This window comes from Cupriavidus basilensis (assembly GCF_000876015.1).
GTDB classification, from domain to species: Bacteria; Pseudomonadota; Gammaproteobacteria; order Burkholderiales; family Burkholderiaceae; genus Cupriavidus; species Cupriavidus basilensis_B.
The window spans coordinates 329,026-340,887 of the sequence record NZ_BBQM01000011.1 but is presented as its reverse complement, the minus strand read 5'-3'; the positions used below and the strand labels follow the sequence as shown (position 1 = coordinate 340,887).

12 protein-coding genes and 1 tRNA gene are annotated in these 11,862 nt (G+C 69.4%); 6 read left to right on the top strand and 7 right to left on the bottom strand.

Annotated features, from left to right (window positions below; genetic code table 11):
• Nucleotides 1-86: 86 nt before the first annotated feature.
• The 3 genes from mobA to KF708C_RS07780 all read left to right on the top strand — a co-directional run bounded on the left by mobA (nt 87) and on the right by KF708C_RS07780 (nt 2,426).
• Nucleotides 87-698 (top strand): molybdenum cofactor guanylyltransferase MobA, encoded by a 612-nt coding sequence (gene mobA / locus KF708C_RS07790; protein WP_059411370.1) that lies wholly within the window; start codon nt 87-89, stop codon nt 696-698.
• 33 nt (nt 699-731) lie between these two features.
• On the top strand, nt 732-2,009 hold the full coding sequence (gene moeA / locus KF708C_RS07785) for a molybdopterin molybdotransferase MoeA (protein WP_059411369.1): 1,278 nt from the start codon (nt 732-734) through the stop codon (nt 2,007-2,009).
• A 150-nt stretch (nt 2,010-2,159) separates the two neighbouring features.
• Nucleotides 2,160-2,426 (top strand): hypothetical protein, encoded by a 267-nt coding sequence (locus tag KF708C_RS07780; protein WP_020206062.1) that lies wholly within the window; start codon nt 2,160-2,162, stop codon nt 2,424-2,426.
• Between the two features lie 105 nt (nt 2,427-2,531).
• Here the strand turns inward: KF708C_RS07780 and rmuC are convergent, their stop codons facing one another.
• The 6 genes from rmuC to KF708C_RS07750 all read right to left on the bottom strand — a co-directional run bounded on the left by rmuC (nt 2,532) and on the right by KF708C_RS07750 (nt 9,247).
• Nucleotides 2,532-4,013, bottom strand: a complete 1,482-nt coding sequence (gene rmuC / locus KF708C_RS07775) for a DNA recombination protein RmuC (RefSeq protein ID WP_059411368.1) — start codon at nt 4,011-4,013, stop codon at nt 2,532-2,534.
• Between the two features lie 61 nt (nt 4,014-4,074).
• A complete protein-coding gene (locus tag KF708C_RS07770; protein WP_020206060.1) occupies nt 4,075-5,073 on the bottom strand; it encodes a 2-hydroxyacid dehydrogenase in 999 nt (332 codons plus the stop codon).
• Nucleotides 5,070-6,494, bottom strand: a complete 1,425-nt coding sequence (locus KF708C_RS07765) for a sodium:proton antiporter (RefSeq protein WP_059411367.1) — start codon at nt 6,492-6,494, stop codon at nt 5,070-5,072. Before KF708C_RS07765 ends, KF708C_RS07770 begins: the two co-directional genes overlap by 4 nt.
• 208 nt (nt 6,495-6,702) lie before the next feature.
• Complete coding sequence (locus KF708C_RS07760) at nt 6,703-7,389, bottom strand: LutC/YkgG family protein (protein WP_059411366.1); 687 nt, start codon at nt 7,387-7,389, stop codon at nt 6,703-6,705.
• A gap of 53 nt (nt 7,390-7,442) precedes the next feature.
• Nucleotides 7,443-8,621 carry a nicotinate phosphoribosyltransferase gene (pncB, locus tag KF708C_RS07755; protein WP_020206057.1) on the bottom strand — a complete coding sequence of 393 codons (1,179 nt, stop codon included), beginning with the start codon at nt 8,619-8,621 and terminating at the stop codon, nt 7,443-7,445.
• 77 nt (nt 8,622-8,698) lie between these two features.
• Entirely contained in the window at nt 8,699-9,247 is a 549-nt protein-coding gene (locus KF708C_RS07750; protein WP_020423969.1) for a hypothetical protein, read from the bottom strand.
• A gap of 370 nt (nt 9,248-9,617) precedes the next feature.
• Here KF708C_RS07750 and fdxA point away from each other — a divergent pair, with 370 nt between their 5' ends.
• From fdxA to KF708C_RS07735, 3 genes are all read left to right on the top strand, one after another.
• Nucleotides 9,618-9,941 carry a ferredoxin FdxA gene (gene fdxA, locus KF708C_RS07745; protein ID WP_020206055.1) on the top strand — a complete coding sequence of 108 codons (324 nt, stop codon included), beginning with the start codon at nt 9,618-9,620 and terminating at the stop codon, nt 9,939-9,941.
• 111 nt (nt 9,942-10,052) lie between these two features.
• Nucleotides 10,053-11,159: an NAD(P)/FAD-dependent oxidoreductase gene (locus KF708C_RS07740; protein WP_059411365.1), complete on the top strand. Its 1,107-nt coding sequence runs from the start codon at nt 10,053-10,055 to the stop codon at nt 11,157-11,159.
• A gap of 261 nt (nt 11,160-11,420) precedes the next feature.
• Nucleotides 11,421-11,496, top strand: a tRNA-Asn gene (locus tag KF708C_RS07735).
• Between the two features lie 220 nt (nt 11,497-11,716).
• On the opposite strand, the gene KF708C_RS36880 is transcribed toward KF708C_RS07735, so the two are convergent.
• Entirely contained in the window at nt 11,717-11,848 is a 132-nt protein-coding gene (locus KF708C_RS36880; protein ID WP_269432141.1) for a hypothetical protein, read from the bottom strand.
• Nucleotides 11,849-11,862: the final 14 nt, after the last annotated feature.

The following is an 11,862-nucleotide window of genomic DNA, read 5'->3' as shown; positions in this document are numbered from 1 at the left end:
CGGATAAGGACGCAACTGCGAGGCGCAACGCGGGACGCAACCGCGGGATGCGACCGCGCCGCACGCCACCAACCGGCTTCCATTCAATGATTCCACGCGACGACATCACCGGCCTGATCCTCGCCGGCGGCAGGGGCAGCCGCATGGGCGGGACCGACAAGGGCCTGCAGCCGTTCCGCGGCACGCCCATGACCGCGCATACGCTGGCGCGCCTGGCGCCCCAGGTCGGCGGCGTGCTGATCAGCGCCAACCGCAACCTGGCGGCCTATGCGTCCTTCGGAGTGCCGGTGGTGACGGACGCCGCACCGGATTCGGCACCGGAATTCGCCGGACCGCTAGCCGGAATGCTCGCCGGCCTGCGACAATGCCGCACGGGCTGGCTGCTGACCTCGCCCTGCGATTCGCCGTGCCTGCCGGCCGACCTGGCCGCGCGCCTGGCCGCGGCGATCGAAACGCAGGGCGCCGACATGGCCATTCCCGTCACCGTCGACGCGGCGGGCCGCCGGCAAACCCAGCAGGTGTTCTGCCTGATGCCGGCGACGGCGCGCGACAGCCTGGCGGCATACCTCGCCGGGGGCGGCCGCAGGATCGAGACCTGGGCCGCCTCGCACCGCCTTGCCGAAGTGCTGTTCGAAGACGCCGGCGCTTTCGCCAATATCAATACCCTGGACGAGCTGCGCGCGCTGGAAGCGCGCTGACGATCCGGGTTGCTGCCTCTCCGGGACCGAGCCATGCCATCTCTGCAAACCGTCATTTCCTGCCTGTCCGACTACGATCCCGACGCCCTGCCGGTGGCGCAGGCCAGCCGCATCATCGGCGAGGTGATCGAGCCCGTGCGCGGCACCGAGCAGGTCGCCCTGCGCGCGGCGCTCGGCCGCGTGCTGGCCGCGGACGTGGTCTCCACGCTGGACGTGCCCGCCCACGACAACGCGGCGATGGACGGCTACGCCTTCGCCGGCAGCGCGCTGGCGGCCGGCGGCGAGGTCGCCCTGGCGGTCGCCGGCAGCGCCTTCGCGGGCGGCGCGGGCTGCCCGCCGGTCGCGCCGGGCAAGGCGGCGCGCATCATGACCGGCGCCATCATGCCGCCCGGCTGCGACACCGTGATCCCGCAGGAATTCGTGCAGGCGCGGGACGGCCTGATCCGCTTCGACGCGGCCGCAGTGGGCGCCGGCGACAACCGCCGCCTGCGCGGCGAGGATCTCGCCGTGGGCCAGCCCGCGCTGGCCGCCGGACGCATCCTGCGCCCGGCCGACCTGGGCCTGCTGGCCTCGCTCGGCGTGGCCGAGGTCAAGGTGCGCCGGCGCCTGCGCGTGGCCTTCTTCTCCACCGGCGACGAGCTGCGCTCGATCGGCGAGCCGCTCGGGCCGGGCTGCGTCTACGACTCCAACCGCTACACCCTGCACGGCATGCTGCGGCGCCTGGACGTGGACCTGCTCGACATGGGCGTGGTGCGCGACGACCCCGACGCGCTCGAAGCCGCGCTGCGCAGCGCCTGCGAGAATGCCGACGCCGTCATCACCTCGGGCGGCGTGTCGGTGGGCGACGCCGACTATACGAAGCAGATCATGGCGCGGCTGGGCGACGTCACGTTCTGGAAGATCGCCATGCGCCCGGGGCGGCCGATGGCGTTCGGCCGCATCGCCTCCCACGGTCGCGAGGCGCTGCTGTTCGGGCTGCCCGGCAACCCGGTGGCGGTGATGGTGACGTTCTATCATTTCGTGCGCGCGGCGCTGCACCGGCAGATGGGCGCCCAGGTGCCGCCGCTGCCGCTGATGCGCGTGCGCAGCACGCAGCCCATCCGCAAGAAACCCGGGCGCACCGAGTACCAGCGCGGCATCCTGACGCAGGCCGCGGACGGCGGCTGGCAGGTGGGCATCACCGGCCAGCAGGGCTCCGGCGTGCTGCGCTCGATGAGCGAGGCCAACTGCTTCATCGTGCTCGGCCACGACCAGGGCATGGTGGGCGCGGGCGACGAAGTCGAGGTGATGCTGTTCGACGGGCTGATGTAGGCTGGCCCGGTGTCGTTTTTGTGCCGCAGTTTTACGATTGTTTAGCCATCAGACCGGGGGATTTCCGCACCCCGCGGGTGGCGGACTATGCGCCGCAGCACCCATTCGATACACTTGCGCAACATTACTCTGCTTATGCCCCAAGCTGTCATGAATCAGGAGATCGCGTACCTCCACCCGGTCAAAACCGCCCGCGCGCTGGTGCTGGTGTACCTGTGCTTCTCGGTACCTATCGTCTTGCTGGGCCTGTTCGTGGCCTTCATCCGCTACGGCGACCTGCCGGGCATCACGGTGTTCACGGCGCTGATCCTCAACGCGCTGGTCGGCTTCGGCCTGCTGTGGCTGGCCTGCAAGGCCTACAACTGGGTCGCGGCGCGCTTCGGCGGCATCGAGGTCACGGTCCGCGACCTGCCTTGATCCGGTCCACCCGCTCCGCCCGGCCGCAAGCCTGAAAAAAGCGCATCGTTCCGATGCGCTTTTTGCTGCCTGCCGCTGTCGCGGGCGTCACGCGGGCGCCGGCACTCAGCCGGCCTCCCCTTCCTCGCCGTCCGGCTCCGGCGCCGCTTCCAGGCCCAGCAGTTCCTGCGCGGCCTCGCCGGGCAGCGCCTCCACCGTGCGCAGCTTGCGCTCCATCTGGCGCGTGCGCACTTCGGCCTGCTCGATGTTGCGCGCGGCCCGCTCGAGCGTGTCGCGCGTCCGGGATAGCACCACGCCGAACTTGCCGAACTCGGTCTTGACCGCGCCGAGCACGCTCCACACCTCGCTCGAGCGCCGCTCCAGCGCCAGCGTGCGGAATCCCATCTGCAGGCTGTTGAGCAGGGCCATCAGCGTGGTCGGCCCGGCCACCGTGATGCGGTGGTCGCGCTGCAGCAGGTCGACCAGGCCGGGGCGGCGCAGCACTTCGGCGTACAGCCCCTCGGTCGGCAGGAACAGGATGGCGAAGTCGGTGGTGGCCGGCGGCGAGACGTATTTCTCCGAGATGGTCTGCGCCTCGCGCCGGATCGCCACTTCCAGCTCGCGCCCGGCCGCGGCCACGCCGTCCGCGTCGCCGCGCTCCTGCGCGTCGAGCAGGCGCTCGTACTGCTCCTTGGGAAACTTGGCGTCGATCGGCAGCCAGACCACGCCGCCGTCGGGGTCCTTGCCCGGCAGGCGGATGGCGAACTCCACGCGCGCGCCGGTATTGCGCACGGTCTCCACGTTCTTGGCGTACTGCTCGCTGGTCAGCACCTGCTCGAGCAGCATCTCCAGCTGCACCTCGCCCCAGGTGCCGCGCGACTTCACGTTGGTCAGCACGCGCTTGAGGTCGCCCACGCCCTGCGCCAGCGCCTGCATCTCGCCCAGCCCGCGATGCACCTGCTCGAGCCGCTCGGACACCAGCTTGAACGACTCGCCCAGGCGCTGCTCGAGCGTGGCGTGCAGCTTCTCGTCCACGGTGCGGCGCATCTCCTCGAGCTTGCCGGCGTTGTTGGCCTCGATCTCCTTGAGCTTCTGCTCGAGCGTGGCGCGCACCTCGCCCAGGCGCCGCTCGTTGCCCTCGGACATCTGCCCCAGCTGCTGCTGCAGCACGTCGCCGAAGCGGCGCAGCGCCGCGCCCTGCTCCTCGCGCGCCTGCTGGCCCTGCGCCAGCAGGTTCTGCCGGACCTGGTCGAGCTGCGCGGCGTTGGATTCGGTCAGCTTGGCGAGCTGCTGCGCGAACATGTCGATCTGGTTGTTCTGCAGCGTGGCGATGCTGGTGAGCTGCGACGACAGCGCCTGCTGGAAGCGCATCATCTGCTGGCCGGCCTCGCCGCGGCCGGTGCGGGCGCTCTCGGCGATCTCGGTGCGCAGCTCGCGCTCGAGCCGGTCGAGCCGCTCGGTGCCGCGCGCGCCTTCGGCGCGCAGCTCGGCGAGCAGCCGCACCAGTTCCGGGCTGGCGCCGTCGCCGCGCCCGCGCAGCACCAATACCAGCAGCAGCAATACCGCGGCCGCCGCGAGCGCCAGCGTCAGGAGGGAAATCAGGTTCATGTGGGTCGGGAAGGATCGGGAACGCCGTGGCGGCATGGCGCGCCACGGCGGCGCACAGGCTTCAGCGGCGGCGCGCCATCACGTCGGGATTGATCACCGAGGACGGGTGCCCCGCCTGCGGCCCGGCGTCGAGCGCGGCGATCAGGTTGTCGGCGGCAAGGTCGGCCATCGCGCGGCGGGTCTTCTCCGAGGCGCTGGCGATATGCGGGGTCAGCACCACGTTGGGCACCGCCAGCAGGCCGGGATGCACCTGCGGCTCGCCCTCGAACACGTCGAGCCCGGCGGCGAACAGGCGGCGCTCGCGCAGCGCCTCGGCCAGCGCGGCATCGTCGACGATGCCGCCGCGCGCGAGATTGACCAGCGTGGCCGACGGCTTCATCTGCGCCAGCTCGGCCGCGCCGATGCTGTGGTGGCTCTGCGCGCTGTACGGCAGCACCAGGATCAGGTGGTCGGACTGCGCCAGCAGCCCGGCCTTGCTGACGTAGCGCGCGTTGAGCGCGCGCTCGGTGTCCTCGGGCAGGCGGCTGCGGTTGTGGTAGATCACCGGCATGCCGAAGCCCGCCGCGCGCCGCGCCAGCGCCTGGCCGATGCGGCCCATGCCGAGGATGCCGAGCGTGCTGCCATGCAGGTCCATGCCGAGGAACATGTCGAAGCTCCAGCGCTCCCACTTGCCGGCGCGCAGCCAGTGCTCGGACTCGGTCACGCGGCGCGCGGTGGCCATCAGCAGGGCCCAGCCGAAATCGGCGGTGGTTTCCGTCAGCACGTCGGGCGTGTTGGTCGCCACGATGCCGGCGGCGGTCAGCGCCGCCACGTCGAGGTTGTTGTAGCCCACGGCCATGTTGCAGACCGCGCGCAGCGCCGGCAGCGCCGCCACCAGCGCGCCGTCGATGCGGTCCGCGGCATTGGCCAGCACGCCGGCCTTGCCGGCCAGGCGCGCCTTCAGCGCGGCGGCGTCGAGCGCCTCGTCCTGCTGGTTGCTGTCGACGTCGAAATACTGCGCGAGCCGGTCGATCACTTCGGGAAAGACGGCGCGGGTCACGAGAATGGATGGCTTGCTCATGCTTGGACGTGGAAAAAGATAAAGGTCATCATCAGGAACAACGGCACCAGCACGCACCCCGACCACAGCATGTAGCCGAAGAAGCTGGGCATGCGCACGCCGCGGCTTTCCGCGATGGCCTTGACCATCAGGTTGGGCGCGTTGCCGATGTAGGTATTGGCGCCCATGAACACGGCGCCCGCCGAGATCGCCGCCAGCGTGGAGGCGTTCCGCGTCATCAGCGTGGCGGCATCGCCGCCGGCGGTATTGAAGAACACCAGGTAGGTCGGCGCGTTGTCGAGGAACGACGACAGGATGCCGGTAGCCCAGAAATACATGCCGTCGACGGGCTGGCCGCCGGCGTCGCTGACCAGGCCGATCACGCCGGCGAACGCGCCGTCCGCGCCGGCCTTGAGCATGGCGATCACCGGGATGATGGTCAGGAAGATGCCGGCGAACAGCTTGCCCACCTCGAGGATCGGCTCCCAGGTGAACTCGTTGCCGGCGCGCGCCGCGGCCGGCGTGATCCACAGCGACAGCAGCGCCACCGCCACCAGCAGCACGTCGCGCACGGCCATCTGCAGGCCGACCGGCGCGCCCATCACGTCGAACGCGATGCCGGGCTGCCACAGCCCGCTCATCAGCACCAGCCCGACCACCGCCAGCAGCAGCACGAAATTGCGCTTGCCCTCGATGCGGATGCCCGCCGAGTCCGGCGTGGGATCGGCCGCGGCCGGCAATTCTTCTTCCCTGTTGAGGTAGTAGTGCCGGTCGACGAAGTAGAAGATCGCCAGCAGCGCGCCGCAGATGAACAGGGTCTCGGGCAGGATGTTGCGCAGCGTCCAGAAGAAATCCACGCCCTTGAGGAAACCCAGGAACAGCGGCGGGTCGCCGAGCGGCGTGAGCGCGCCGCCCGCGTTGGCCACCAGGAAGATGAAGAACACCACCACGTGCGCGACGTGGCGCCGGTTGTCGTTGGCGCGCAGCAGCGGGCGGATCAGCAGCATGGCCGCGCCGGTGGTGCCCATCAGGCTGGCCAGCGCCGTGCCGAGCGCGAGCAGGCCGGTGTTCAGGCGCGGCGTGCCGTGCAGGTTGCCGCGCACGCAGATGCCGCCGGCCACGATGTACAGCGAGGCGATCAGCGCGATGAACGGCACGTATTCGGAAAGCAGCGCATGCACGGCGCTGGCGGCCGCCGCATGCGCGCCGAAGGCCAGCGCGAACGGCACCAGGAACAGCAGCGCCCAGGCCGCCACGACCTTGCCGTAGTGGTGATGCCAGAAGCGCGGCGCGAGCAGCGGCAACAGCGCGATCGACAGCAGCGTGCCGGCGAACGGCAGGGCCCATGCCGGCGACAGCGCCGCACCGTCGAGCTCCGCCGCGCCGGCCAGGCCGGGCGTCAGCGCGAGCAGTGGTGAAAGCAAGGCGGGGGCACGGCGCATCGGGCGGGATCTCCTGGTTCTGGATTGCGGCACCCGCGCCGGGCGAAGGCGGCGGGCGGAGACAGCGCGCCGGCTGGCAAGGCGCCGGCACGGCGGGCCGCCGGCGCGCGGCGAAGGCCTCAAGTGTAAAGCAATCGCCGTGGCTTTCCGCCGGCTTTCCGCCGAACTTTCCTGCGGCTTTCCCGCGCGGGCGCCGGGCGCGCGGCGCTCAGTCCTGCTCGACCAGGATCACGTGCACGCGGTAGGGCCCGTGCGCGCCGAGCACGATGGTCTGCTCGATGTCGCCGGTGCGCGACGGGCCGCTGATGACGTTGGTGGCGCGCGGCAATTCGCCGCGCTCGCCGCGCACCAGCGCGAAGGCGTCCTCGAGGCCGTCGACGATGCGCGAGACCGGCACCACCGCGATATGCGTCTCCGGCAGCAGCGCGGCCGAGGCAAAGGTCCGCGGCCCGGACAGCAGCATCAGCGAGCCGGTCTCGGCGATGGCGCAGAAGCAGCCGGTGATGCCGACCAGGTCGCCGTGGTCGTGGTCGGCCTGCGCGTCGCGCTCGGGCAGGCGGCACTCCACCGCCAGGCCGTGCGCCTGCCAGTCGAGCGCGCCGAAGCTGTCCCAGGCGATGGCGCGGCGCGCCAGGCCCAGGCTGTCGAGGTAGCGCGCGGCCTCGGCCGGCACGTCGGCCAGCGTCGCCACGCGCGCCACCGTGGAGGCCAGCTTGAGCGCCTGCGCCTCGAACGCGGCGATGCGGTCCGCCGGCGCCGGCGGGCGCGGGCCGGCCGGATGGCGCGCGAGATAGTCGGCCACCGCCGCGCGCTCGCCGTTGCTGACTCCGGCGGCGCGGCCCTGGGCGGCGCGGATGCGGGCGAAGATGCGGTCGCGTGCGGAAGAGGTGTCCATGCGTTGCTGTCCGGTGGTGGATGCGGAATGTCTGGAGGCCGGGGTTCCCGGGTTCAGGCCGGCGCCTTGATGCCGAATACCTGCCGCAGGTAGGTCAGGTAGGCGGGATCGTCGCACATGGTCTTCTCGGGCGTGTCCGACAGCTTGGCCACCGGCTGCCCGTTGCAGCGGGTCATCTTGATGACGATCTGCAGCGGCGTGTAGCCGAGGTCGTTGGTGAGGTTGGTGCCCACGCCGAAGGCCAGCCGGCAGCGCCCGCCGAAGCGCTCGTACAGCTCGATCACGCGCGGGATGTCGAGGCTGTCGCTGAAGATCAGCGTCTTGCCCAGCGGGTCGACGCGGCCCGCGGCGTAGTGGGCCAGCATGCGCTCGCCCCACGCGAAGGGGTCGCCGGAATCGTGGCGCACGCCGTCGAACAGCTTGCAGAAATAGAGGTCGAAGTCGCGCAGGAAGGCGTCGAAGCCGTAGGTATCGGACAAGGCGATGCCGAGGTCGCCGCGGTACTCCTTGGCCCACACCTCGAGCGCGAACACCTGCGAGTCGCGCAGCCGCGGGCCGAGCGCCTGGCAGGCCTGCAGGTATTCATGCGCCATCGTGCCCAGCGGAATCAGGTTGTGCATGCGCGCGAAATGCACGTTGCTGGTGCCGGCCAGCTGGGGCCCGAGCACGCGGCGCATGGTCTGCAGCACCTCTTCCTGCCAGTCGCGCGAGAAGCGGCGCCGCGAGCCGTAGTCGGCGATCACGCAGTCGGCGTGGCCGGGCATCTTCAGCAGGGCCAGCTTCTCTTCGAGCCGGCGGCGGCCTTCGCGCCAGTCCGGCTGCGGCTGCGTGTTGCGGAAGTACACCTCGTTGACGATGGCCAGCAGCGGCACCTCGAACAGGATGGTGTGCAGCCACGGGCCGCGGATGGTGATCTCGATCTCGCCCGCGCCCGATGCGGCGGGCGCCACCGTGACGTATTTCTGGTTGAGGTGGAACAGTCCGAGGAAATCGACGAAATCGCTCTTGATGAAGCGCAGGCCGCGCAGGTAGTCGAGCTCGTCCTCGGTGAAACGCACCTGGCACAACTGGGCGATCTCGTCGCGGATCTCGTCCACGTATGGCGTCAGGTCCATGCCCGCGTTGCGGCACTTGAAGCGGTACTCGACCTGCGCCGCCGGGAAATGGTGCAGCACCACCTGCATCATGGTGAATTTGTACAGGTCGGTGTCGAGCAGGGATGAGATGATCATGTCAGGCCGGACGGCAAAGCCAAGTCAGTGCGACATGCTAACCGAAAGCGCGCACGCAGGGCTGGCGGCGGGCGCGCTCACCCGCCATCGAGGAAGCGGTCCGGCTGGCGGCCGCGCGCGCTGCCGCGCAGGCACCACAGCGTCTCGCCGTTGTAGCCGGGGCATCCGATCAGCGTGGCCTGCGCGCGCGGCACGGCGCTCGGCAGCGGTTCGGCGAACACGGCCGAGCGCACCGTGATGCGCTCGTGGTAGACCGGCGTGGCCGCGCGGCGGAACACCAGCACCTGGACCGGCGCGCCGCGCGCCGGCTGCAGGCCCGCATCGCACGGCATGAAGCCGGCCTGGCCGCAATTGGCCACGGCCTCGCCGGCGGGCTCGACCACCACGCCGAAGTCGTCCCATTCGAAGCGGGTCAGCGCGGCCAGCGACACCGGCCGGTCGGTCTCCATGCGCCACGCCATCAGCCGCGCCACCACGCTCTCGGACGGGCCGCCGGCCTGCGCCAGCGTCTGCGCGTGCGCCACCGGCGCGGCCAGGGCCGGCAGCAGCGCCAGCCCGGCGAGCCGCGCCGCCGCGCGCGTGCGCCGGGCGCTGCCGGCGGGCTGCTGGCGGACGGGAACTGGCATGGCGTTCTCCTCGTTTTGTCGCGCCGGCGGCGCGGGCAGGCCCTGGGGAGCATACAACGGCGCCGGGCCGGGAGCCAGCAAAGCGCGCCGGCGCGGGCGCGCCGGTACTGCGCTGGATCAAACCTACATAAAGAAATAAGAAAACTATCTGATCCGGCTATATAGGAGGATTACCCTAGGTTTGCGCCTCGGCTACAATATCGGTCTTTGAAAGGCCACGGCCTGCGCTCGCGCCGCGCACGGTGAACTCATGGTGGACGGATGGTGAACCCGCGGGGCATCCCATCCGGCCCCGCCCGGCGGCGTGATTCGCAGTGCACAGCAAGCCTGATCCCCCCATCGAAGCCGACCCCGTTTTTCTGGAACCGAAATGACTCACGTTGTCACCGAATCCTGCATCCGCTGCAAATACACCGACTGCGTCGACGTGTGTCCGGTCGATTGCTTCCGCGAAGGTCCGAACTTTCTCACCATCGACCCGGACGAGTGTATCGATTGCGCGGTGTGCGTGGCGGAATGCCCGGTGAACGCGATCTACGCGGAAGAAGACGTGCCCGGCGACCAGCAGCAGTACATCGACCTCAACGCCGAGCTCGCGCGCAACTGGCCGTCCATCACCAAGACCAAGTCGCCGCTGCCCGACGCCGACCAGTGGAAGGACGTCGGCGACAAGCTGCAGTACCTCGAGCGCTGAACGCCTGGATCCGCCGGAACAAGAGAGCAGAACAGGCCAGGAAGCCGTCCCCACATACGCGTTTTCCCGTCATGCCGGGCACATCGGTGCCCACAACGTATCAGGACGAATATGGACTTGAGCATTCCTAACCCCGTCGCCGACGCCAGCCTCAGCGTGGCCACCGGCAACGCCGGCGGCCAGCCGCTGGAAATCGACGCGCTGATCGTCGGCGCCGGACCGGTCGGACTCTTCCAGGTCTTCGAACTGGGCCTGCTCGAAATCAAGGCGCACGTGATCGACTCGCTGAAGGTGGTGGGCGGCCAGTGCGTGGAGCTGTATCCGGACAAGCCGATCTACGACATCCCGGCGGTGCCCATCTGCACCGGCCAGGAGCTCACCGACAACCTGCTCAAGCAGATCGAGCCGTTCGAGCCGACCTTCCACCTGGGCCAGGAAGTCTCGGTGGTGGAGCGCCGCGACGACGGCCGCTTCTTCGTCGAGACCTCGCTCGGCACGCGCTTCATCACCAAGACCATCTTCATCGCCGCCGGCGTGGGCTCGTTCCAGCCGCGCACGGTCAAGGTCGAGGGCATCGACAGGTTCGAGGGCAAGCAGCTGTTCTACCGCGTCAAGGATCCGAGCCGCTTCCACGGCCGCAACCTGGTCATCGTCGGCGGCGGCGACTCCGCGCTCGACTGGACGCTGGACCTGGTCGGCAAGGCCGAGTCGGTGGTGATGATCCACCGCCGCGACGGCTTCCGCGCGGCGCCCGCCTCGGTGGCCAAGATGAAGGAACTGTGCGAGCAGCTGGAAATGCAGTTCGTGGTCGGCCAGATCGGCGGCTACGAGGAAAAGGACGGCCTGCTCACCGAGATCAAGGTGACCGGCGCCGACGGCGTGACGCGCCGCCTGCCGCTGGACGACCTGCTGGTGTTCTTCGGCCTGTCGCCCAAGCTCGGCCCGATCGCCGAGTGGGGCCTGGCGCTCGAGCGCAAGCAGATCAAGGTGGACACCGAGAAGTTCGAGACCAACATCCCGGGCATCTTCGCGGTGGGCGACATCAACACCTACCCCGGCAAGAAGAAGCTGATCCTCTCGGGCTTCCACGAAGCCGCGCTGGCCGCCTTCGGCGCCGCGCCCTACATCTTCCCCGAGAAGAAAATCCACATGCAGTACACCACCACCTCGCCGAAGCTGCACAAGATCCTGGGCGTCGATTCGCCCGTGTTCGACTGAACGGCGATGGCCACCGTCCGGTGAAGCGGATGGGAACAAAGAAAACCGCCCTTCCGGGCGGTTTTTTATGGCAGAAATCAAAAACATTGCCTATAATGTGGCCCTCGCCATCGAACACCGACGGCACGCGGCCAGCAGCACCGGCCGGCGCATCGGGATCGTTCAGGCGGAACCAGAAGTTTCGCGGCACCGGCGGTAAGAACTACCGCGCAGGTGTTGACGAATAAACGAGAAACTGGTTATAATCCTTTTCTCTGCTGTTCCCTGATAGCTCAGTTGGTAGAGCGACGGACTGTTAATCCGCAGGTCGCTGGTTCGAGCCCAGCTCGGGGAGCCAAAAGTATCGTAGAAAAGCCCGCAAGCAATTGCGGGCTTTTTTGCTTTTGGGTTCGCCCTGGCGCATGGCGGACAGCAAGCACCGCCGCCCCGCGTGCCATCGCGCGTGCCACCCCTCCCCCGCGTTACCTCCTGCCTGCCGCGTTCCCTTGCGCGGACGCCATCTCTTGCCGGCACGCCTGCCAGCCTGTTCGTCGACTCACACCTCCCCTCTCCCGCCGTCACCCTGCGCGTTCGCGCATCCAGCTTTCCTCGCTTCCTGCGCGCCAGCCCGGCGCCACGCCCGCCATCTCCGCCGGCGGCGGCGCAGGCTTGACATCAATATGTTCAGCATACACAATATGTTCGAACATAAACAAGCCGGCGC